General features: G+C 56.0%; 20 protein-coding genes. 7 read left to right on the forward strand and 13 right to left on the reverse strand.

What is annotated here, in order from left to right; translation table 11 throughout:
- Positions 1-31: 31 nt before the first annotated feature.
- Positions 32-952 carry a Kdo(2)-lipid IV(A) acyltransferase gene (locus BWI76_RS10960; protein WP_004137234.1) on the reverse strand — a complete coding sequence of 307 codons (921 nt, stop codon included), beginning with the start codon at positions 950-952 and terminating at the stop codon, positions 32-34.
- Positions 953-1,161: 209 nt separating this feature from the next.
- Here BWI76_RS10960 and BWI76_RS10965 point away from each other — a divergent pair, with 209 nt between their 5' ends.
- On the forward strand, positions 1,162-2,226 hold the full coding sequence (locus tag BWI76_RS10965) for a rhodanese-related sulfurtransferase (protein WP_004137233.1): 1,065 nt from the start codon (positions 1,162-1,164) through the stop codon (positions 2,224-2,226).
- On the opposite strand, the gene BWI76_RS10970 is transcribed toward BWI76_RS10965, so the two are convergent.
- The 8 genes from BWI76_RS10970 to mdtH all read right to left on the reverse strand — a co-directional run bounded on the left by BWI76_RS10970 (position 2,212) and on the right by mdtH (position 8,286).
- The gene (locus tag BWI76_RS10970; RefSeq protein ID WP_004101037.1) at positions 2,212-2,325 is read right to left on the reverse strand and encodes a YceO family protein; all 114 of its coding nucleotides are present in this window, start codon (positions 2,323-2,325) and stop codon (positions 2,212-2,214) included. The genes BWI76_RS10965 and BWI76_RS10970 overlap by 15 nt on opposite strands.
- A 73-nt stretch (positions 2,326-2,398) precedes the next feature.
- Positions 2,399-3,517, reverse strand: a complete 1,119-nt coding sequence (gene solA, locus BWI76_RS10975) for an N-methyl-L-tryptophan oxidase (protein WP_004137232.1) — start codon at positions 3,515-3,517, stop codon at positions 2,399-2,401.
- Positions 3,518-3,641: 124 nt separating this feature from the next.
- Positions 3,642-3,896, reverse strand: a complete 255-nt coding sequence (gene bssS / locus BWI76_RS10980) for a biofilm formation regulator BssS (RefSeq protein ID WP_004137231.1) — start codon at positions 3,894-3,896, stop codon at positions 3,642-3,644.
- A gap of 285 nt (positions 3,897-4,181) precedes the next feature.
- Positions 4,182-4,427, reverse strand: coding sequence for a DNA damage-inducible protein I (dinI, locus tag BWI76_RS10985; protein WP_004101040.1), 246 nt, complete (start codon positions 4,425-4,427; stop codon positions 4,182-4,184).
- A gap of 72 nt (positions 4,428-4,499) precedes the next feature.
- Positions 4,500-5,546, reverse strand: coding sequence for a dihydroorotase (gene pyrC / locus BWI76_RS10990; protein ID WP_004137230.1), 1,047 nt, complete (start codon positions 5,544-5,546; stop codon positions 4,500-4,502).
- 122 nt (positions 5,547-5,668) lie between these two features.
- Positions 5,669-6,229, reverse strand: a complete 561-nt coding sequence (locus tag BWI76_RS10995; protein ID WP_004131365.1) for a lipoprotein — start codon at positions 6,227-6,229, stop codon at positions 5,669-5,671.
- Between the two features lie 135 nt (positions 6,230-6,364).
- Positions 6,365-7,012: a glutaredoxin 2 gene (gene grxB, locus BWI76_RS11000; protein ID WP_024359555.1), complete on the reverse strand. Its 648-nt coding sequence runs from the start codon at positions 7,010-7,012 to the stop codon at positions 6,365-6,367.
- Between the two features lie 65 nt (positions 7,013-7,077).
- On the reverse strand, positions 7,078-8,286 hold the full coding sequence (gene mdtH / locus BWI76_RS11005) for a multidrug efflux MFS transporter MdtH (protein ID WP_024359554.1): 1,209 nt from the start codon (positions 8,284-8,286) through the stop codon (positions 7,078-7,080).
- A gap of 229 nt (positions 8,287-8,515) precedes the next feature.
- Here mdtH and rimJ point away from each other — a divergent pair, with 229 nt between their 5' ends.
- From rimJ to murJ, 4 genes are all read left to right on the forward strand, one after another.
- The gene (gene rimJ / locus BWI76_RS11010) at positions 8,516-9,100 is read left to right on the forward strand and encodes a ribosomal protein S5-alanine N-acetyltransferase (protein WP_004131378.1); all 585 of its coding nucleotides are present in this window, start codon (positions 8,516-8,518) and stop codon (positions 9,098-9,100) included.
- 9 nt (positions 9,101-9,109) lie between these two features.
- The gene (locus BWI76_RS11015; RefSeq protein WP_004137227.1) at positions 9,110-9,757 is read left to right on the forward strand and encodes a YceH family protein; all 648 of its coding nucleotides are present in this window, start codon (positions 9,110-9,112) and stop codon (positions 9,755-9,757) included.
- 2 nt (positions 9,758-9,759) lie between these two features.
- Entirely contained in the window at positions 9,760-10,683 is a 924-nt protein-coding gene (locus BWI76_RS11020) for a Gfo/Idh/MocA family protein (protein ID WP_004137226.1), read from the forward strand.
- A gap of 112 nt (positions 10,684-10,795) precedes the next feature.
- Positions 10,796-12,331: a murein biosynthesis integral membrane protein MurJ gene (gene murJ / locus BWI76_RS11025; RefSeq protein ID WP_004137225.1), complete on the forward strand. Its 1,536-nt coding sequence runs from the start codon at positions 10,796-10,798 to the stop codon at positions 12,329-12,331.
- Between the two features lie 52 nt (positions 12,332-12,383).
- On the opposite strand, the gene BWI76_RS11030 is transcribed toward murJ, so the two are convergent.
- Positions 12,384-13,598, reverse strand: a complete 1,215-nt coding sequence (locus BWI76_RS11030; protein WP_004137224.1) for an MFS transporter — start codon at positions 13,596-13,598, stop codon at positions 12,384-12,386.
- Positions 13,599-13,707: 109 nt separating this feature from the next.
- On the opposite strand from BWI76_RS11030, the gene BWI76_RS11035 reads away from it, so the two are divergent.
- Positions 13,708-14,643 (forward strand): LysR family transcriptional regulator, encoded by a 936-nt coding sequence (locus BWI76_RS11035; RefSeq protein WP_004137223.1) that lies wholly within the window; start codon positions 13,708-13,710, stop codon positions 14,641-14,643.
- Between the two features lie 35 nt (positions 14,644-14,678).
- On the opposite strand, the gene rne is transcribed toward BWI76_RS11035, so the two are convergent.
- A complete protein-coding gene (gene rne / locus BWI76_RS11040; protein ID WP_084402782.1) occupies positions 14,679-17,927 on the reverse strand; it encodes a ribonuclease E in 3,249 nt (1,082 codons plus the stop codon).
- 697 nt (positions 17,928-18,624) lie between these two features.
- Here rne and rluC point away from each other — a divergent pair.
- Positions 18,625-19,578 carry a 23S rRNA pseudouridine(955/2504/2580) synthase RluC gene (rluC, locus tag BWI76_RS11050; RefSeq protein WP_004132333.1) on the forward strand — a complete coding sequence of 318 codons (954 nt, stop codon included), beginning with the start codon at positions 18,625-18,627 and terminating at the stop codon, positions 19,576-19,578.
- 12 nt (positions 19,579-19,590) lie between these two features.
- Here the strand turns inward: rluC and BWI76_RS11055 are convergent, their stop codons facing one another.
- Both BWI76_RS11055 and BWI76_RS11060 read right to left on the reverse strand, forming a co-directional pair.
- Positions 19,591-20,736 (reverse strand): dienelactone hydrolase family protein, encoded by a 1,146-nt coding sequence (locus BWI76_RS11055; RefSeq protein WP_064371682.1) that lies wholly within the window; start codon positions 20,734-20,736, stop codon positions 19,591-19,593.
- A gap of 190 nt (positions 20,737-20,926) precedes the next feature.
- Positions 20,927-21,511, reverse strand: coding sequence for a Maf family protein (locus BWI76_RS11060; RefSeq protein ID WP_004132337.1), 585 nt, complete (start codon positions 21,509-21,511; stop codon positions 20,927-20,929).
- Positions 21,512-21,578: the final 67 nt, after the last annotated feature.

Here is a 21,578-nt window from a genome sequence, read left to right on the forward strand (position 1 = left end):
GATCGCCGCGCGACTGAGCGCGGAGAGAGCGCTAGTAACGAGAAGGAATGCCTTCAGGACGCGTTTTAAAGCGGCGATGCATCCACATATACTGTTCCGGCGCCATTAATATGCACTTCTCGACCACTTTATTCATCCAGACGGCGGTCGTCTCCGCATCGTCCAGCGGCGGATCGCACTCCGGCGGCAGGATAATCAGCTCATAGCCTTTTCCGTCGGGTTTACGGCGGGGCACGAACGGCACAACGCAGGCTTTAGACATCTTTGCCAGCATCCAGGTGCCCGAAGTTGTCGCGGCCTGGTCAACGGCGAAAAACGGTACAAATACGCTGGCGGAGGGGCCATAGTCATGGTCCGGCGCGTACCAGATCACTTCGCCCTTTTTCAGCGCGCGGATCATGCCTTTGAGATCCTTACGATCGATCATGTCTTTGTTGGAGCGCAGGCGTCCCCAGGTCTGCAGCCAGTCGATAACCGGGTTATCGTTTGGGCGATAGACGCCAATGCCCGGTTCATTGATACCGAACATGCGCGCGCCCATCTCCAGCGTCAGGAAATGAATGCCAATCAGTAAAATACCGCGCTTTTGCGCCTGTACGTCCCGGATATGCTCGACGCCAATAGAGTCAGTCCAGCGTGCAATACGCTTTGTTGGCCAGAACCAGGCCATACCGGTTTCCAACAACCCCATGCCGACGGATTCAAAGTTTGCCACCACCATCCGGTGACGCTCTTGCTCGCTCTTATCAGGAAAACAGAGTTCCAGATTACGATAAGCTATTTTTGCCCGCCGCTTCATCAGCCGTCTTGCAAGGTGGCCAAGACCGGTTCCGAGCCGGTAAATCACCGGATAAGGAAGCTGTACAACTAACCAGAGCAGACCGATTCCGAACCAAAGCAACCAATAACGCGGGTGCAGCAACGCTGCGGAAAATTTAGGTAAATGGGTCATCTCATACCTGTTCAATTAAGCAACGTGTTCTATTATCGCATTTTTTTATGCTTCAGCCAAAATACCGGCTGTCGATGGCATTTAATGTTAATGCGAGCAAATTTGGGTGAGAAAAATGTAGCGTAAAATGTGGGGATGTAAATTAAGCCTGTTTGCTATATGATGCCCGCCGTTTATTTTACTCATTGACTATGCCGAGCAGGTACACCATGCCAGTGTTACATAACCGCATTTCAAATGAGACGTTAAAGGCGCAAATGTTGGCTGAGACCGAGCCGCGCACGACGATCTCGTTTTACAAATATTTCACTATTATCGACCCAAAAGCCACGCGCGATGCGCTGTGGATTGCGTTGACTAAGCTGAACGTCTTTGGCCGAATTTATCTGGCTCACGAAGGAATTAACGCGCAAATTAGCGTCCCGCAAAGCCGGGTCGATGCGCTGCGCGAATTCTTATACGGTTTTGACCCCGCTCTGAACGGGCTGCGCCTGAATATCGCCCTGGATGATGACGGGAAATCCTTCTGGGTTCTGCGTCTCAAGGTGCGCGATCGTATCGTCGCGGATGGGATTGACGATCCGACGTTCGATGCGTCAGACGTGGGGGATTATCTGAAGGCCGCTGAAGTTAACGCGATGCTGGACGACCCGGACGCGGTCTTTATTGATATGCGCAACCATTACGAGTATGAGGTCGGCCATTTCGAGAACGCGCTGGAGATCCCGGCAGATACTTTTCGCGATCAGTTGCCGAAGGCCGTTGAGATGATGCAGGAACATAAAGATAAAAATATCGTCATGTACTGCACCGGCGGTATCCGCTGTGAAAAAGCCAGCGCCTGGATGAAGCACAATGGTTTCACTAAAGTCTCGCATATTGAGGGTGGGATTATCGAGTACGCGCGGCGCGCGCGCGAACAGGGACTGCCGGTTCGCTTTGTCGGAAAGAACTTTGTTTTCGATGAGCGTATGGGAGAGCGTATCTCTGATGATGTTATCGCCCATTGCCATCAGTGCGGCGCACCCTGCGACAGCCATACTAATTGCCTGAACGATGGTTGCCACCTGCTGTTTATTCAGTGCCCTTCCTGCGCGGAGAAATTCGCCGGCTGCTGTAGCGAAGCCTGCATGGAAGAGCATAAGCTGCCGGAAGAGGAGCAGAGAAAACTGCGCGCAGGACGCGAAAATGGCAATAAGATCTTTAATAAATCTCGCGGTCGTCTGAATACGAAGCTGGGGATCCCGGATCCTGAACCTTCAGAAAAACCATAACCAGATAAGATCGATGAACGCCAGCAGAAGCCACAGCGCCAGATAAATCATAAAATGTTCGCGGACGTTGTTGACCAGTAATTCGAACAGGCGACGCATAATCTCTCTCAATCAATAACGGTCTCAAGCGAGGCCGTTTTTTTAGCTCGGCTGTAAACCGTACGGCGGGCTATTATGGTTTAAACCGCGCCAGCGAAAAAGGCGACAGATCAAACTCAAACGGCTTTGCAAGCGCGAATCGTGTGGCCAGTTCGCCTAATACCGGAGCAAACTTAAAGCCGTGCCCACTCAGGCCGGTAATCAACAGCGTATCAGGGTGGCCGGGTAGCGTATCAATGATAAAGTCCTCGTCCGCGGTGTTGTCATAGGTGCAGGAAGCGCCATGCAGACAGCCGCCAATACCGGGCAACACGTTACGCAGGAAGCTGAAAGACTCGGCGCCGTCCGTTGCCACCGCACCGAACGGTTTGCGCTCCTCCGGGGTGGAAATGAGCTGCCCGCCGTTGTGCTTACCGATTTTCAATTCATTATCTTCTGCGGGAAAACCGTAAAACTGATCGCCATTCGGTAACTCGCCGGTAAACGCCGGGAAGTTATTTTTGCTGCTGTAGCGACCATCAGCCTGAAACCAGGCAAAAATCTTCCGTATCGGCTGGACCGGAAGTTCTGGCAACAGGCGTGTGACCCAGGTTCCGGCGCTGATCAGGAGTTTTTTACCGCTGTACTCGCCATCCAGGGTCTCGACGGTGACGCCGTCCGGCTGGTGGTGAATGGCTGACACCGGACAGTTGAACAGCTGGGCGGCGCCCGCTTCGCGCGCCAGACGGATCCAGGTTTCAACGGCCAGCTCGCTGCGCAGTATGCCGGATGCGGGTTCAAATATCGCCCGATAATCATCAGGTACACGAATTTCCGGCCAGCGAGTCATTACCGTCTGCGCGTCCATCTCTTCAATATTCAGCCGGAACTCGCGCGCGCTGCTGGCAACATTGCGCAGAAAGTCGGAATCGGCAGGCCCTAGGTTAATTACCCCGGTACGTTCAAAGACGGCTTCACCGCTGGCGGCGGCAAACTCATCCCACAGCTGTTGCGCGCGCAGTACCAGGGGAACATATCTTTCGCCTTCGCCGTAGGCGTGACGAATCAGGCGAGTGCTGCCGTGATGGCTGCCTTCCTGATGCGGCGGCTGATGAGCATCAATCATCAGCACGTTAAGCCCTGCCTGCCGCGCATAATAGCCTGCGGCAGCGCCGACCGAGCCGCTACCGATAATGATAAGATCGTATTGCATGGTGGGTTCCAGGTTATTGCTTTGTTAGCAGGGTAAATAACAACCTGCTGTTATACAAGCCCGAAAATAATTCAGGCACCCGGAGGTGCCTGTTAGGTGAATATTCAGACATTAGCGCTAAATATTAATGCCTTCGATACTCATTTGCCTGGTATTCGCCAGATTCAATCTTCGCAATACCTGCTTCCAGAATAGAAATAAACTGACGTGCGACGTCCGTCGTTAGCCATAGCGTCTGGCCAATTTCTGCGTCTTTACTGCTTTCTTGAGCGGGGTTTTGGTAGTGCAGGCGCAACATCAGCGCATCGTAACTATCAACGGTGCTGATGTCCCATCCGACGAGGGGATGGGTCTGGATGACTTCATTATTCTTTTCCATCATAACCCCTTATTCATATGTTAAAAGACAACAGTTCTCGAGGTTTAATGCATGTTTTTTGAAGCAATTTAATTATATCAGTAGTCAAGAATAAACTCGAGAAATTAAATGAAATAGAGATACATACGCGCGCGTTTGCTGGTTTTTTAGGCAGGAGAGAGTGGGTTATTTGTTATTTATGAAGGTGCTAAGTAAAAGCAATAGGGGACAGTCTGAGTGTGAAAAAAATAAAAAAGCCGGGGCGACCCGGCAAAAAAAGCACAATGAGGGAGCAAATTTAATTGACTAGTCGCGGACAAACCAGTCGTCAGCGCTTTCCCAGGTTTCTTGCAGGATTTCGCTAATCCGGTCTTTGTCTTCTTTCAGGCCGCCGATAACCGACAGATTGTTATTAGCCGCGTATCGAACCGTTACCTGGCTTGATGTAGAGGGAAACTGCTGTTCAATACGACGAGAGAGTTCATTGTTCAGCGCATCTAAGGCGCCGTTGGGTAAGGCTGTTGATTTGGCGATAGAGACTTCAATACGCATAATTGCCCCCTGGATAATGTACTGTTTATTTATACAGTCTTTGGCGATCGTTTTCAACAGGGGGCGTGCGATTTATTTTTTCATCGTCCAGCGCACGGTTTCCCCGGCAAGGAACGGCACCAGCGCGTCGCCGGGCAGGGCGATACTCTCGACCACCTGGCTCTCTTCGCGCACCAGCTCAACGTAGCCCTCATTGACCGGCAGGCCATAGAAGCGCGGGCCGTTCAGCGAGCAGAAGGCTTCAAAGTGCTGTAGGGCATTCATCTCCTCAAACACCGTTGCGTAGCCGCCCAGCGCGGTCGGCGCGTTAAAACACCCTGCGCATCCGCAGCTGGCTTCCTTACGATGGCGGGCATGGGGAGCGGAGTCCGTGCCGAGGAAAGCGCGCTCAAAACCGCTGGCCACCAGTTCGCGCAGCGCCTGCTGGTGAATATTGCGTTTCAGAATCGGCAGACAGTAAAGGTGGGGGCGCACGCCGCCAACCAGCATATGATTGCGGTTGAACATCAGGTGCTGCGGGGTGATGGTGGCCGCCAGCAGATCGTTACCGTCGCGCACGTATTCAGCGGCATCTTTAGTCGTGATGTGTTCGAAGACCACCTTCAGGCCAGGCAGGCGCTGGCGCAGCGGCTCCATGACCGTTTCGATAAATCGCGCTTCCCGGTCAAAAATATCGATATCAGGATGGGTGACTTCACCGTGAACCAGCAGGGGCATACCCAGCTTTTCCATGCGCGCAAGCACCGGCATGATGGCATCCGTGCTGGTGACGCCGTGGCTCGAGTTGGTTGTGGCATTGGCCGGGTAGAGTTTGGCGGCGGTGAATACGCCTTCGTTAAATCCGCGCTCCAGCTCCGCCGGGTCGAGCGTATCCGTCAGATAGCAGGTCATCAGCGGCGTAAAATCATGGCCCGCAGGGATTGCGTCAACGATACGCTGGCGATAGGCGAGGGCGGCGTCGACGGTGGTGACAGGGGGGACCAGGTTTGGCATCACGATCGCCCGGCCATAAAATTCACTGGTATAAGGCACGACGGTTTTTAACATATCGTCATCGCGCAGATGGATATGCCAGTCGTCAGGGCGGCGGATTTTCAATACCTGGGATTGTGCTGTCATGGAGGGCTCCGGCTAATAGGTTCAGTCATCAGGGCTGTTTTTGCCGGGCACTAAGGATAAGCGTAAACGTTTTCCTTTGCATCAACTTCCGTAAAAAATCGGGCGCTTCAGCGCCCGAGATATTAGTTTGTGAACGGGATAATAATTTCTCCGGGCTTCACCTCAATACCTTTAGCATACTTTTTCGCCAGCGCTTCACCGGTGCTGGCATCTTCGCGCAGCACGTAGGCAGGCTGCTGATTGAAGTAGCTACGCAGGGATTGATTCAGATAAGGGATCAGCGTCTGTACCACAGACTGGAGTTTTTCCGGCTGAACTTTGGCATCGACGACCTCCATCTCCTGCAGGAAAATGGCTCCCTTTTCTTTATTAAACGCCGGCAGCGCTTTGAGCTTCAGATCGATGGTCGCTTTCTGGTTCCCGAAGAGTGAATTCAGATCTAAATTAGCCACGCCGCTTAACGTCACTTTGTTTGGTTCTTCACGGCCAATAGCGCTGGTAAGATTTTGCAGCTCAATATGGGCATCCGCTACGCCTGGCAGGCCAATATCCTTAGCGAAGTGATTACGTTTCTGCAGCGCCTGATTAATTTCCTGCTCGCTCACGGAATATTGCGTGAGCTGGTTACAGGCGCTGAGCAGGCCGCTAACAATAAGCACGGCCGCGATAAACATCTTTTTCATTGGATTCCTTAATGTCATGCCATGGGTTCATCCTGACACAAAGCAGCATGGCTCGCCAGCGCAGGAGGTGCTAGCGGAAAAGACTGAAAAAGAGGCGTATGGCAGCGAAGGGCCAACCCTTCCGCTGCCTTCAGGTTAAATAGCCATTGAGGAAAGCAGGTTGATCTGCGTCTGTTTGGCCATGTTGTCACGATAGGCGGCCACCCGGCTCGGCCAGTTCACTCCGGCAACCAGCGTCAGATTCCTCAGCAGAGGGAAGAGATGAATATCATCTTCAGAGAGCTCTCCGTTAACGGCGTTAGGCTGGACGATCGATTTATCCAGCGCCCGCAGATCGTCGCTGATGTTCTTAACCAGACCGGGGGAATGGGCGAGATGGTCGGCAAAGCTGCCGATAGCCGCCTCTTTCTTTTTTACGAAATAGGCGCGCGCCTCTGGCGTTGCGAATTCATCAAACGCGGATTTGGCAAAGCGAGGGATGAGCAAGCGGTTAGCGTAGCCGTTGACCTTCCTGAGCCAGGTTTCAATCGCCGGATTACGCTTGCCGGTAAGCAGCGGTTTGCCGTCCAGCTTATCGACGTAGTGCACGATATCCATGCTTTCCGGCATATAGCGGCTATCGTCTTTTTGCAGGATTGGCGCCATCTTCTGGCCGATCATTCGGGTTGGGGTTACTTCATCATCGTTCAGGAGCGCGATCAGTTCGACGGGGATATTTTTCAGGCCGAAAATCATGCGGGCTTTAAGGCAGAACGGGCAGTGATCGTAGATATATAACTTCACGTTTCTCCTCCATTGTTACTGAACATCCTCAATTCAGTATGGAGGAGAAACGAAGGCCCGGCAAATCAGGTACGCGGCTCCAGCATTCCGGAGGCCGAACGTTTTGGACTGAACTGCCACCACAGTGCGATAAACGTCGCGAGGCCGATAACGCCCAGCATCAGCCATGGCAGCTCCGGCTGACCTGCGGCCTTACCGGCGTCGAACAGCCAGCCGCCGCCTGCGTAGCCGAAAGCGCCGCCGAAGGCTAATCCTAAACGGCTAAAGCCCATATAGCTGCCGCGCGCTCTGGCATCCGCCAGCGAAGCGCCCAGCGTCTCGCGTGCGGGTTCAGCGATAATTGAACCTATATAAAACACGCAGATCAGCGTAAACAGCTGCTGCAGATTGCTGCTCAGGCCAATCGGCATCATCGCGAAGGTCATGATCAGCAGGCCGGCCATCAGGCGATGCTCAAGGCGGAAGCGCTTTTCGCTCCAACGGGCAATCGGGTACAGCAGCGTCAGCGAAATGGTCGCTTCAATGGCGTACATCCATTTTACCGCCGCCGGAGAACCCGCAATATCGTTAACCATGATCGGCAGCATTAGCATCACCTGCACCGCCAGCATGTAATATCCGGTTAGCGTCAATACGTAGGTGACAAAGCGTTTGTCGCGCAGCACGCGTCCCAGCCCTTCACGAACCGGCGTTTTGACCGTCGACAGCTTCCAGGCCGGAAGATACCAGGCGTTGAATGCCGCGCAGGCGATAAACAGGGCCGCCCCGGCGCTGCACACCAGACGAAAATCATATTGCAGCAGCCAGCTACCCAGCAGCGCGCCGATCACCGCCCCTGCGCTGTCCTGCATCATCAGGATAGAAAAGAAACGTCCGCGCTGGTGCGGGCGTACCAGCTTGACCACCAGCGCCGCCCGCGGCGGATCGAACAGCGTGCCGCCAAGACCTGAGAGAATGCAGGAGAGCCACAGCACCCATGGCTCATGGGCGACGGCCATCGCCGCGAAACCGGCCGCACGCATCAGCATACCGGTGACGATCATCGGTTTGGCGCCAAAACGGTCGGCAATGGCGCCGCCAAATATCCCTAAACCTTGCTGCACCAGCTGACGCAGTCCGAGCGCAATCCCGACCATCAGCGCAGCCCAGCCCATCTGGTCGACAAAGCGAATCGAGATAAGCGGGAATACGACGAAAAAGCCAAGTACGACCAGCATGTTATCGACTAACAGGAAATATTTACCCAGGCTCCTTGCCTGCGATACGCGGGACATTTCCCCTCCCGGGAAAAATAAGGATAAGCGCTGATATTCTGCGGGGATAATGGCTATTTTCCCAGCTAACTTGCGACAATATTTTTTTATCAAAATGCAAGAACGATAGAGCCTATTCATCGAAAAGCAGAGGTGGTGCAGAAAATGGTATGTTGCTGTTTTCACTCAACCGCGCAGGACAGGTATAGTAAAGTCAGCAAGTATTGCGTCTGGGGAACAGGAGAGGGGAATGTTTGGCTATCGCAGTAACGTACCGAAGGTGCGTTTGACGACGGACCGGCTGGTGGTACGGCTGGTGCACGATCGTGACGCCTGGCGTCTGGCCGATTATTACGCGGAAAATAAAGGGTTCTTAAAACCCTGGGAGCCGGTGCGCGACGACAGCCACTGTTATCCTTCCGGCTGGCAGGCGCGTTTATCGATGATTTCTGAGTTCCATAAGCAGGGCTCGGCGTTCTATTTTGCCCTGCTTGACCCGGAGGAAAAAGAGATCATCGGCGTGGCGAATTTTTCGAACGTGGTGCGCGGTTCGTTTCATGCCTGCTATCTCGGCTACTCCATCGGTGAGAAATGGCAGGGGCAGGGGCTAATGTATGAAGCGCTGACCTCGGCGATTCGCTATATGCAGCGCACGCAGCATATCCATCGCATAATGGCAAACTATATGCCGCATAATCAGCGCAGCGGCGATTTGCTGGCGCGTCTGGGCTTTGAAAAAGAGGGTTACGCCAAAGATTACCTGCTTATTGATGGGCAGTGGCGCGATCACGTACTGACGGCGTTGACGACACCGGACTGGACCCCGGGTCGCTAAGGAGACATCATGAAATATCAGTTAACCGCGCATGAAGCGCGGGTCATTGGCTGCCTGCTGGAAAAGCAGGTCACCACGCCGGAGCAGTACCCTCTATCGGTTAACGCGGTGGTCACCGCCTGTAACCAGAAAACGAACCGTGAACCGGTGATGTCGCTCAGCGAAAGCGATGTCCAGGATCTGCTCGATACCTTAGTGAAGCGCCATTATTTGCGAACGGTCAGCGGTTTCGGCAATCGGGTGACCAAATATGAACAGCGCTTCTGCAACTCTGAATTTGGCGATCTGAAATTATCCCCGGCGGAAGTCGCTATTATTACCACCTTGCTGCTGCGCGGGGCGCAGACGCCCGGTGAACTGCGCGGTCGCGCGCAGCGGATGCATGAATTCAGCGATATGGCGGAGGTTGAAAGCGTCCTCGAAAACCTGGCGAAGCGGGAAGATGGCCCCTATGTCGCGCGTCTGCCGCGGGAGCCTGGCAAGCGTGAAAGCCGCTATATGCATCTGTTCTGCGATGATATGGATTCACTGATAACCGTCGTTGAGGCCGTGTCGCCCGCTGGCGACGATCTGCAGATGCGCGTAGAGGCGCTGGAAGCGGAAGTCGCCGAGCTGAAAGCGCGCCTGGATTCACTGCTGGCTCACTTGGGAGATTAAGCATGTCGGCAAAACTACGTATAGGAGTGGTTGGCCTGGGCGGTATTGCGCAAAAGGCGTGGCTACCGGTGCTGGGGGCCGCCGATGGCTGGACGCTACAGGCGGCGTGGTCGCCGGGCAAAGAGAAAGCGCTGCGTATCTGCGAAACCTGGCGGATTCCCTATGCGGATTCTCTGGAGCAACTGGCGGCGCAGTGTGACGCCGTGTTCGTGCATACTTCCACGGCTTCACATTATGAAGTGGTTTGTCGGTTGCTCAATGCCGGCGTTCATGTCTGCGTTGATAAACCGCTGGCGGATAAGCTCAGCGATGCGGAGACGCTGGTTGAGCTGGCCGCCCGCCGTCATCTCACGCTCATGGTCGGGTTTAATCGCCGTTTTGCTCCGCTCTATCGCGAGTTGAAGGCGCAGCTCGGAAACGCAGCCTCGCTGCGGATGGACAAACACCGCAGCGACAGCGTCGGCCACGATCTGCGCTTCACGCTGCTGGATGACTATCTGCACGTGGTGGATACGGCCTTATGGCTGGCGGGCGATAAGGCGCGTTTAAGCGGCGGATCGCTGCACACCACGGCTCAAGGTGAGATGCTGTATGCCGAACATCATTTCACGTCCGGGATGATACAGATCACAACCAGTATGCACCGCCGCGCCGGAAGCCAGCGGGAGTGGGTTCAGGCGGTGACCGACGGCGGCTTATATGAAGTCCGCGATATGCGAGAGTGGCAGGAGGAGCGGGGACGCGGAGTGATACAGCGCCCAATTCCCGGCTGGCAGACCACCCTTGAGCAGCGAGGCTTCACCGGCTGCGCGCGGCATTTTATCGAATGCGTGCAAAATCAGACGGTTCCTGAAACGTCCGGGGAGCAGGCGCTGCTGGCTCAGCGGGTGGTGGATAAACTCTGGCGCGAAGCGATGAGCGAATAATCCGTTGTAACAACTGGCAGTAGTAATTCAGTATGAACCCGGTAGACTATCGCCACTTTCCCGCGCCCGCATTTGCGGGCGTTCTACTTCAGGGTTGTGGAATAACACGTTAATGAATCTATTAAAATCACTGGCGGCCGTCAGTTCGATGACCATGTTTTCGCGCGTGCTGGGCTTTGCGCGCGATGCGATTGTCGCACGTATTTTTGGCGCGGGGATGGCCACCGACGCCTTCTTCGTTGCTTTCAAACTCCCGAACCTTTTACGACGTATTTTTGCTGAGGGCGCATTTTCTCAGGCTTTTGTGCCGATTCTTGCTGAATATAAAAGCAAGCAGGGCGAGGATGCGACCCGCGTTTTCGTCGCTTATGTATCCGGATTGCTGACGCTGGTGCTGGCGCTGGTCACCGTTGCCGGTATGCTGGCGGCGCCGTGGGTGATTACCGTCACCGCGCCGGGGTTTGCCGATACGCCGGAAAAGTTCGCCCTGACCACTCAGCTCTTGCGCATCACTTTTCCCTATATTCTGCTGATCTCCCTGGCGTCGTTAGTTGGCGCTATCCTGAATACCTGGAACCGCTTTTCGGTTCCCGCTTTTGCCCCGACCTTCCTTAACGTCAGCATGATTGGCTTTGCGCTGTTTGCGGCCCCCTATTTTAATCCGCCGATGCTGGCAATGGCGTGGGCGGTAACGGTTGGTGGTATTTTGCAGCTTGCCTGGCAACTGCCGCATCTGAAAAAAATCGGCATGCTGGTGCTGCCGCGGGTCAACCTTAAAGATGCTGGCGCGGTGCGGGTGGTGAAACAGATGGGGCCAGCGATTCTCGGCGTCTCAGTCAGCCAGATATCACTGATCATTAACACTATCTTTGCCTCATTCCTCGTTTCCGGCTCCGTGTCGTGGATGTACTACGCCGATCGTCTGATGGAGTTTCCGTCCGGCGTGCTGGGCGTGGCGCTGGGGACCATTCTGCTGCCGTCGCTATCAAAAAGCTTCGCCAGCGGCAATCACGATGAATACTGCCGTTTGATGGACTGGGGACTGCGCCTGTGCTTCCTGCTTGCGCTACCGAGCGCGGTGGCGTTAGGGATCCTGGCCAAACCGCTGACGGTCGCGCTATTCCAGTACGGGAAATTTACCGCTTTTGATGCCGCGATGACCCAGCGTGCGCTGGTGGCGTATTCTGTCGGGCTGATGGGGCTTATTGTGGTGAAAGTGCTGGCACCCGGATTCTATTCGCGCCAGGACATTAAAACGCCGGTGAAAATTGCTATCGTCACGCTGATCATGACGCAGGTGATGAACCTCGCCTTTATTGGCCCACTGAAGCACGCTGGTCTGTCGTTGTCCATTGGTCTGGCGGCCTGCCTGAACGCCGCGCTGCTCTACTGGCAGCTGCGGAAACAGAAAATTTTTACGCCTCAGCCGGGCTGGTTCCTGTTCCTGCTGCGCCTGGTGATTGCGGTGATTATCATGTCAGCGGCGCTGTTGGGCGTGATGTACCTGATGCCGGAGTGGTCGCAGGGGACGATGCCGTTCCGCCTGCTGCGTTTAATGGTGGTCGTAGTCGCGGGTGTTGTCGCCTATTTCGCCACGCTGCTGCTGCTGGGATTTCGCGTGAAAGAGTTTGCTCGCCGTACGGCCTGAGCTGACTGAACGCAGTAAAAGCCGCTCTGCAGTTGCTGCAGAGCGGCTTTTTTTATCTGACGGTTCGCTGCGCGGATACGACCCTGGCGCTTTCCAGCAGGCGGATCCCGAGGGCAATCGCGCCGGTGATGACGGCCAGCGTCACCACACCGCTCCAGCCGGCCACCACATACAGTTTGCTTCCCAGCACTGAACCCAGCGACATGCCAATAAAGACGCCGGTGAACAGCAGCGCATTGAGACGACCGCGCGCCTGAGGTTCCAGGCCATACACCAGATTCTGGTGAGCCACGAGGCTGGATTGCAGTCCAAGATCAAAACCGACGGCCGAAATGGCAATCAGGATCAGCTGACCATGCGGCGGCAGTGCAGGCAGCAGAAACATCAGGGCAAACGAAACGGTAACCAGCGCGGCCCCCATTTGCGTGACTTTTTCCGCGCCGAACTTGTCGGCCAGGCCACCGGCCAGCGGCGCGGCGAGCGCCCCGGCGGCACCCGCTATACCAAAACCGCCGGCTACCGCGCTGCCCATCTGATAGTGCGCCAGCAACATGACCGCAAGCGTTGACCAGAAAGCGCTGAAGGCGATAGAGAGGAATCCCTGAGCGAATGCGGCTCGACGCAGGGCCGGATAGCGTTTCCACAGATGGGCCATCGATTTCATCAGCTGCGGATAGCTCAGGGTTGAGTGAATCTCAAAGCGCGGCAGGACGCGCCACATCACCAGCCCAATCAGCGCGATGCTGACCGCCGCCGCCTGATACATCACCCTCCAGCCGAATAGGGCGCCCACCAGTCCGCTGACGGTACGCGACAGCAGGATCCCCAGCAGCAGGCCGGTCATCACCGTCCCCACCATTTTCCCTTGCTTGCCCGCAGGAGCCAGAATCGCGGCTGCCGGTACGATATCCTGCGCCATGGTCGCGGCCATACCGATAAGCAGGCTGACAATCAGCAGGGAGGTCAGCTGACCGGTGAGGCTGCAAAGTAGCAGAAGGACGGCCAGCGCGGCGCTTTTCATCAGGATCAGTTTCCTGCGGTCGTGACGGTCGCCAAGCGGGAGAAGAAACAGTATGCCCAGCGCGTAGCCGGCCTGGGTCAGAGTCGGAACCAGACCCATGCCCTCAACGCTCAAATGCAGGTTAGCCCCCATCAGGGGTAGCAGCGGTTGCGCGTAATAGATTGAGGCGACGCTGAAGCCCGCGCCCAGCGCGAGGATGAAAATAACCCACCCGGCGGCGCGGGCGGTGAGTGGAACTGGTGTCATGATGGATTCCTCTTAGAAGCGATGGCGCTATTTTTCCCCTAATCGCGCTGGCGCGGTAGATAGCCCGGTGGTAAAACGGTTATACGTTTAACGTATAGGCAAAATAAAAATGAAGAGGCAAGAGCGTATAGATCGTATCGAACTGATGCGTACCTTTATTCGTATTGTCGAGGCCGGTTCTCTCTCCGCCGCGGCGGCGCAGATGAATACAACCCAGGCGACGGTAAGCCGACGGCTTCAGTCACTGGAGGCGCTGCTTGGCGCAAAGCTGATTCTGCGTACCACCCACGCGATGAAGCTGACCGATGATGGTGAGCGCTGCTATCAGCACGCCCGCCAGGTCGTCGATGCCTGGCTGGCGCTCGAGGACGACCTGCGGATCACCGATGATCGGCCCGTGGGAATATTACGAGTGCGGGCGCCGCATGCGTTCGGCCAGCAGCAGCTGCTGGGTCCGCTGGTGGATTTTTTGCAGCGCTATCCCCAGCTGTCGGTGGAATGGATGCTGAACGATAAGACGGTTGATTTCCTGAGCGAGGGTATCGACTGCGCGATTCGCGTGGGAGCGGAGGTGGATCCGGCTACGGTATCGGTATTGCTGGCCGAGGTTCCACGCAGCGTAGTCGCGTCTCCGACGCTGCTGGCGAACTCGCCGCCGTTAAGCGCGCCGCAGGAGATGTCGACGCTGCCGTGGATAGCCATCAGCACGTTTTATCAGCATGAGGTGACGCTGCGGTCTCAGACGGATGAACAGATCGTCGCCTTCGGTATCGCGCCGTGCCTGAGTACCGATAGCGTGCATGTCGCGCGTAATACCGCGCTGGCGGGGCTGGGCGCGGCGATCGTATCGAGCTGGGCGGTCGTGGAGGATATCGCCGCCGGGCGTTTGGTGGAGCTGTTCCCGCAGTGGCGAGCCTCGCCGCTGCCGGTACACCTCGTCTATCCCTGGGCGCGCTACTATCCGACGCGGTTGCGTAAGTTTCTCGATCTGATGCGCGAGGTCATGCCTCAGGTGGCGGGGATGCAGCGGCCGGAAGGGGAATAAAAAAAGACCGGCCGCCAGGGCCGGTCTTGTAGAGGTTACTCCACGGACTGCGGACGGGTAGGTCCGGCAGTGGCTTTATGCGTGGCGCTATGGCCGCCAGCAGAGCCTTTACCGTCAAAATCAAAGTTCGGGCGAACCCAATCGCTTTGACGCGGCGCTTCGGGCACGTAGTCTGGTGCAGGCGCACGCGTCATCGGCGCCGTCGCGTGACGATTGGCGACCTTAACTACCGGCGCGGCTTCGAGAGCTGGCTTAGCCTCAACCACCGGCTCCGCTACTGGCGCTGGCGCGGAAACGACAGGCGCTTCTTCAACAACCTCAGGCGCTTCTTCGGCTGCAGCAGGTTCGGCTACAACGGGTTCAGACACAGGGGCCGTTGCTTCCGGCTCGACGGCGTCTTTCGCATCAACTTCGACGGCTTCTGCGACAACGTCTTCGACTACGGCTTCATCGGCTTTTGCAATCAGCTGCGGCTGTTCATCAACCGGGGTGGCGATAGCTTCCGGATGGGTAGTTTCAACGACCGGGACTTCCGGTTCGTTAATCACCGCCACAGGTTCGGAGATGGCTGCGCTATCTTCGGCTGCTGCTGGCGCAATGACTTCAGAAACAACCGGCTCGGCGGCAGCCGCTGGCGTAATGATCGGCTCAGCCGCAGCGACGGAGAACTCCTGAACCGGAGCGTCTTCCTGCTGCTGGTCCTGCGGACGAACCACCGGATAGCGGATCCACACTTTACCAGACGCCATTTCCGGCGATGCGCAGGCAACGGTCAGCGGCATCGGGGATTGCGTCGGGTAACGCTCATCACGGTAGCGACGACGGCGCTGGCCGCTTACGCGCAGGTGACGAGGCGAGCGACGCGAACGGCGCGGCATGCCGTTAGATTCGCGTGCTTCACCGTTGTCGTCATGTTCCGCAGCTGTCTCAACGACCGCCGGCAGATCGACTTTTGCCAGTTCAGTACGTGGAGCAACGGTTTCCGGCTGGACGACAGGCGCTTCGGTTACCTGCGCTGCGGCTACCGGCTCGACAACCTGCTCAGCGGCAGCCGATTCGAAACGAACCTTCTGCGCCAGCTGACGCGGTTTACGACGCGGCATAGTCTGGACGCGTTCTTCCTGCTCGCTATCCTGTACGATTGGCTCTTCACGGGTTTGCGTTTTGGCTTCCTGCGGAACCTGACGTTTATCATCGTTACGACGACGATTACGTTCGCGGCGCGGCTGCTGCTCGTCGCGAGCTTTGCCTTTTTCGCTATCTTCTACCGTGGTCTGGCGAATTTCGCGCGGCTCGGCGTTCTGCTGCTTCTCACGACGGTTACGGCGGTTTTCTTCGCGAGACTCCCGGCCTTCGCTATTCTCGGCACGACTATCACGGTTATCACGACTATCGCGATTATCCCGGTTGTCACGACGGTCATTGCGATCGCGGCGGTTGTTAGAACGCGGTTTACGACGCTCCTGCTGACGTTCGGATTTCTCTTCCGCTTTTTTCTCAACCTGAACTTCTGCCGGTTTAGTCTCTTCCGCGCCAGAGAACATATTTTTCAGGGCGCTGAAGAAGCGGGCAATCAGACCAGGCTGGGCCGGCGCTGCGGCCTTCGGTGCGGATGCGGCAGGCGTAACGGTAGCTGTTGCCCTCGTCGGCTCTTCCTGTGCCGGAGCCGGAGGGGCTTCAGGCATGACAAAAGCGGCCAGCGCCGGTTGTTCCGGAAGCTTACGCTCGGCCGGCTCTTCATCAGAAGGCATGGCCATCTCTTCTTCGTGCAGTTTCGGCAGCAGATAGCTCAGCGTGGAGGTTTCTTCGCCTTTACGCACGCGCAGAACGGAGTAGTGCGGCGTTTCCATCTGGTCGTTTGGCACGATAATGACGCGCACATCGGTCTGACGGGTTTCAATCGCGCTTACCGCAGCACGTTTTTCGTTCAGCAGGTAAGAGGCAATCGGCACCGGCACGATAGCGTGAACTTCTTTGGTGTTCTCTTTCAGCGCTTCTTCTTCAATCAAACGCAGAATGGAAAGCGACAGCGATTCGTTATCGCGCACGGTACCCGTTCCGCTACAGCGCGGGCAGACATGATGGCTGGACTCGCCGAGCGACGGGCTCAGGCGCTGGCGCGACATCTCCAGCAGTCCAAAGCGTGAAATATGGCTGATCTGGATCCGCGCTCGGTCCTGACGGACGGCTTCGCGCAGGCGGTTTTCCACCGCACGCTGATGGCGAACCGGGGTCATATCGATGAAGTCGATAACGATCAGGCCGCCAAGGTCGCGCAGACGCAGCTGACGAGCGATTTCATCTGCCGCTTCCAGGTTGGTGTTAAACGCCGTTTCTTCGATGTCGCCGCCGCGGGTGGCGCGTGCGGAGTTGATATCGATAGCGGTCAGCGCTTCGGTGCTGTCGATAACGATAGAACCGCCGGAAGGCAGACGCACTTCACGCTGGAAAGCGGATTCAATCTGCGATTCGATTTGATAGTGGCTGAACAGCGGGATTTCCCCGGTGTACAGCTTAATTTTGCTGCTGAAATCCGGACGACCCAGCGCCGCGATGTGCTGGCGAGCCAGCTCAAGCACTTTCGGGTTATCAATCAGAATTTCGCCGATATCCTGGCGCAGATAGTCGCGGAACGCGCGCACAATCACGTTGCTTTCCTGATGGATCAGGAACGGAGCAGGGCGATTTTCTGCGGCTTTCTGGATGGCTTCCCAATGCTTCAGGCGGAAGCTTAAGTCCCACTGCAGCGCTTCGGCGGACTTGCCGACGCCGGCGGTGCGAACGATAAGTCCCATGCCGTCCGGCAGCTCAAGGCTGGCCAGCGCTTCTTTAAGTTCGGTGCGATCGTCACCCTCGATGCGGCGTGAAATACCGCCAGCGCGTGGGTTATTCGGCATCAGCACCAGATAGCTGCCCGCCAGGCTAATAAAGGTCGTCAGCGCGGCGCCTTTATTGCCACGCTCTTCTTTATCAATCTGGACAATAACTTCCTGACCTTCACGCAGCACGTCCTTGATGTTCGGACGACCATGAGAATTGTAATTGGCAGGGAAGTATTCGCGGGCGATTTCTTTAAGAGGGAGGAAACCATGACGCTCGGCACCATAATCAACAAACGCGGCTTCGAGGCTAGGTTCTATACGAGTGATTTTGCCTTTGTAGATGTTCGCTTTTTTCTGTTCGTGCCCGGGGCTTTCGATATCCAGGTCGTACAGGCGCTGCCCATCAACAAGGGCGACGCGCAACTCTTCCTGCTGAGTTGCGTTGATTAACATTCTTTTCATCGTAACTTACTCATTATTCTTACATTGACGACTAAGCTACGGGCAGAGTAACGCCTTACCGGGGGAAACCGATGGCCTCGTGTCTGTTTCACGTCGCCAACCTCACGGTTGTCGCGCGCTTAAGAGGCGCAGAGTGTCGGTCGCCTGTATTTCAAACGGAAACACAGCGCAATTATCAGGGGAACTGCCTGGGATGTATCACCAGAGAAGATTCCATTTATACCCATCGTTTTTCACGTAGCCGGCGTGGCGGCTTAACCTGCTCATCTTAATCATTTGATCCAGATGAGCGCCGGGATATCCCAGTGTGAACGCCTTCCTGCGCCGTGAAATCCATAGAGCCTGTACCGGTAAGGACTGCAACCCGCAGCCCGCTAACTGTCTGAAAGATCAATACGTCTTACGCCATTGCTGCGTTGATGATCGGTCAGACAAAATTGGTCATTCCGCTAATTTCTTGTTCTAACAAGTTTCAGTACGGAATACTGCATCATTATTCCATTGCTAAGCTTGTTATAGCAAGTTGACTTTCACCTTTTATCACCCGGTTACTCACAGTTTTTTCACCCGCGTATACAGATTGTTCTAATAACAAACAAAACGATGATGAAGCATACGGTGAAATCCGGATGATGATAAATATAAGCATATAAAAATGAGTGGCGCTAATGCGTCGGGCTATTTAAAATCGCGCACCATGAAAACTGAGATCCCAAGCGTAAAAATGGTTGCCATTGCTGATGATGAAGCCGGGCAACGTATCGACAACTTTTTGCGTACGCAGCTGAAGGGCGTACCGAAGAGCATGATTTATCGCATCTTGCGTAAAGGCGAGGTGCGGGTTAACAAAAAGCGCGTGAAGCCGGAATATAAGCTGGAAGCCGGCGACGAAGTGCGCATCCCGCCGGTCCGCGTATCTGAGAAAGAAGAAGAGGCGGTCTCTCCGCACCTGCAAAAAGTGGCCGCGCTGGCCGATGTGATTTTATATGAAGACGATCATATTCTGGTGCTTAACAAGCCTTCAGGCACTGCGGTCCACGGCGGCAGCGGGCTGAGCTTTGGCGTGATCGAAGGTTTGCGCGCGCTGCGCCCGGAAGCGCGTTTCCTGGAACTGGTGCATCGCCTTGACCGCGACACCTCTGGCGTTCTGCTGGTCGCCAAAAAGCGCTCAGCGCTGCGTTCCCTGCATGAGCAGCTGCGCGACAAAGGCATGCAGAAGGATTACCTGGCGCTGGTGCGCGGGCAGTGGCAATCGCATACTAAAGTGGTGCAGGCCCCGCTGCTGAAAAATATTCTGCAGAGCGGTGAGCGTATTGTGCGGGTTAACCAGGAGGGGAAACCTTCTGAGACGCGTTTTAAAGTCGAAGAGCGTTTTACCCATGCGACGCTGGTGCGCTGCAGCCCGGTAACCGGTCGTACGCATCAAATCCGCGTGCATACGCAATATGCCGGCCATCCCATCGCTTTCGACGATCGTTACGGCGACCGTGAATTTGATAAGCAGCTGGCAGGCACCGGCCTTAACCGACTGTTTCTCCATGCGGCGGCGCTGAAGTTTACCCATCCGGGGAGCGGCGAGATAATGCGCGTTGAAGCGCCTCTGGATAATCAGCTTAAGCGCTGCCTGCAGGTTTTGCGTAGCGCCAAATAACCGCCATCAGGCTCAGGGCTTGAGCCACCGGGCAAGCCAGGGGAAAACCTCATCCTGCTGTTCTTTATAAAAGACGTGGCCCAGTTCCGGCCACGTCTTCGTTTCCAGCTTATCCTGCGCGTTTTGCGACCCCCACACTGTATGCAATTTTGCGAAGGCATCGTTAACGGCTTCTGCCGGGAACAGCTTATCCTTGCCGCCGTTATAAATGAGCATCGGTTTTGGCGCGGCGATGCTGGCGATATCGGGAATGTCGAGACGGCCGGATAAGCCTGGATGAAGCATATAAAAGGCCGATTGCCCGCGCAGGACGTTGTTGCCCGGGTGCATCAGGCCGCGCCAGGTACCAAACCAGGAGATAACGGCAGTCGCGGCCACTTTGTCAGACAGGGCGGCCAGTTGCCAGGCGCGAAAGCCCCCCATTGAGAAACCCAATACCCCGATGCGTGTATTATCCACCGCTGTTAAAGTACTGACGAAATCAACGGTACGCAGATCTTCATAGGCGACTTCACCTGCCAGCGAACGTCCAAGGTTAAAGTAGTTACTGGCCAGGGCCTGCTGCTGCTCGTAGACCATAGGCCCTCGATCTCCCCAGCCTGGGCTATCGATGGCTATCACGACGTAACCACGCTGCGCCAGTTCATCGCCGATGAACCGGCCGCTGAAAAATTTATCCGCCCACGCCTGGGCGCTGGCTAGCCGCGCGGCGTCACTCCAGGGGCGGATCAGCTTCTCCTTACCAATGTCAAACTTTGAGCCATGATCGTGTAACAGGACAATAGCCGGGTGAGGGCCGGGTGATTTTGGCGTCAACATCAGCGCGGCAATCCTGTTATCGTCGGTTACGTTGAAGGCCAGCTTCTCGGCGATATAGGTTCCCCGGTCTTCTCTCATGAGCGTTTGCGGCGCGAAGGGGATTGTCGACGCCGGGGTCAGCAGAGACTGCCGAAGCAGCATACGAGCCTGCTGTCGCCATTGATTAAAATTATGAGAGTGGCCAGAGAGCCACGAGTCCGGGTAGGTCATCTGCGCTTTCAACTGCTGCCACGAGGCGGGTAGATTGCCCTCTACGATGCCCTGGCGCTGCCAGTCATTGGCGTTGGCGCTGGCGGCGGCCAGCAGGGCGAGGGACAAAACCGTAGCGCGGGTAGGCATAATAGCTCCATTTAAAAATAAAACATCGTTTCATTATTTAATTGGATTGTAGTGGCGCTGGAAAAATAAACTGTGACAGGCGATGCATTAATTAAGTTGGAGTAAAACAGGCTCCGCGCCGCCGGTCAGCGGCTAAAACGTTGCTTAAAGGCGGCTGACGGCCTCATAAAGAGACCACATGAAATCGCGTTCAGGTGAGCAGAGGGTTACACTCCTCCCGGCGCAGCATCTGGCAGAGGGCAATGAGCGGCAAACCGACCAGCGCGTTAGGATCGCGTCCCTCGAGGCGGTCGAACAGCGTGATGCCTAACCCTTCGCTTTTAAAGCTTCCGGCGCACTGCAGCGGGTTTTCCTTGCGGATATAGCTCTCAATTTCCTGGTCGCTTAAACGGCGGAAATGAACGTCGAAAGGTTCGCATTCGGTTTGCAGGTGACCGTTGGCGGAATTGTACAGCGCCAGGCCGGTATAGAACGTGACGATGGTGCCGCTGGCCTTTCTCAACTGGCGATGGGCGTTTTCTTCCGTGTGCGGTTTGCCGGTAATTTCACCGTCCAGGACGCAAACCTGATCGGAGCCTATAATGAGGTGCTGAGGGTAGCGCGCGGCAAGGGCCTGCGCCTTCGCCTGCGCCAGACGCAGCACCAGCTGGCGGGCGGGTTCGCCGGGCAGCGGGGTCTCATCAACTTCCGGCGCCGCGCATTCAAAAGGCACCGACAGTTTTTCCAGCAGCATTCGCCGCCAGGGCGAGGTTGACGCGAGGATTAGTTCAGACATATTTTTTCATCCACATATAGCGCTTCGCAGAGCATCATTTTAAACTATGCGCCGCAATGTGTGCGAA

This window comes from Klebsiella sp. M5al (assembly GCF_002090195.1).
GTDB classification, from domain to species: Bacteria; Pseudomonadota; Gammaproteobacteria; order Enterobacterales; family Enterobacteriaceae; genus Klebsiella; species Klebsiella grimontii.

Bases quoted from the DNA above. Each gene is read 5' to 3' on its own strand.
- BWI76_RS11035 (WP_004137223.1), top strand. From the start codon at position 13,708: ATGAAGAGGCAAGAGCGTATAGATCGTATCGAACTGATGCGTACCTTT.
- mdtH (WP_024359554.1), bottom strand. From the start codon at position 8,286: ATGTCCCGCGTATCGCAGGCAAGGAGCCTGGGTAAATATTTCCTGTTA.
- BWI76_RS11020 (WP_004137226.1), top strand. From the start codon at position 9,760: ATGTCGGCAAAACTACGTATAGGAGTGGTTGGCCTGGGCGGTATTGCG.
- bssS (WP_004137231.1), bottom strand. From the start codon at position 3,896: ATGGAAAAGAATAATGAAGTCATCCAGACCCATCCCCTCGTCGGATGG.
- BWI76_RS10995 (WP_004131365.1), bottom strand. From the start codon at position 6,229: ATGAAAAAGATGTTTATCGCGGCCGTGCTTATTGTTAGCGGCCTGCTC.
- solA (WP_004137232.1), bottom strand. From the start codon at position 3,517: ATGCAATACGATCTTATCATTATCGGTAGCGGCTCGGTCGGCGCTGCC.
- BWI76_RS11030 (WP_004137224.1), bottom strand. From the start codon at position 13,598: ATGACACCAGTTCCACTCACCGCCCGCGCCGCCGGGTGGGTTATTTTC.
- BWI76_RS11060 (WP_004132337.1), bottom strand. From the start codon at position 21,511: ATGTCTGAACTAATCCTCGCGTCAACCTCGCCCTGGCGGCGAATGCTG.
- BWI76_RS10970 (WP_004101037.1), bottom strand. From the start codon at position 2,325: ATGCGTCGCCTGTTCGAATTACTGGTCAACAACGTCCGCGAACATTTT.
- dinI (WP_004101040.1), bottom strand. From the start codon at position 4,427: ATGCGTATTGAAGTCTCTATCGCCAAATCAACAGCCTTACCCAACGGC.
- rne (WP_084402782.1), bottom strand. From the start codon at position 17,927: ATGAAAAGAATGTTAATCAACGCAACTCAGCAGGAAGAGTTGCGCGTC.
- rimJ (WP_004131378.1), top strand. From the start codon at position 8,516: ATGTTTGGCTATCGCAGTAACGTACCGAAGGTGCGTTTGACGACGGAC.
- rluC (WP_004132333.1), top strand. From the start codon at position 18,625: ATGAAAACTGAGATCCCAAGCGTAAAAATGGTTGCCATTGCTGATGAT.
- BWI76_RS10960 (WP_004137234.1), bottom strand. From the start codon at position 952: ATGACCCATTTACCTAAATTTTCCGCAGCGTTGCTGCACCCGCGTTAT.
- BWI76_RS11015 (WP_004137227.1), top strand. From the start codon at position 9,110: ATGAAATATCAGTTAACCGCGCATGAAGCGCGGGTCATTGGCTGCCTG.
- pyrC (WP_004137230.1), bottom strand. From the start codon at position 5,546: ATGACAGCACAATCCCAGGTATTGAAAATCCGCCGCCCTGACGACTGG.
- BWI76_RS10965 (WP_004137233.1), top strand. From the start codon at position 1,162: ATGCCAGTGTTACATAACCGCATTTCAAATGAGACGTTAAAGGCGCAA.
- BWI76_RS11055 (WP_064371682.1), bottom strand. From the start codon at position 20,736: ATGCCTACCCGCGCTACGGTTTTGTCCCTCGCCCTGCTGGCCGCCGCC.
- murJ (WP_004137225.1), top strand. From the start codon at position 10,796: ATGAATCTATTAAAATCACTGGCGGCCGTCAGTTCGATGACCATGTTT.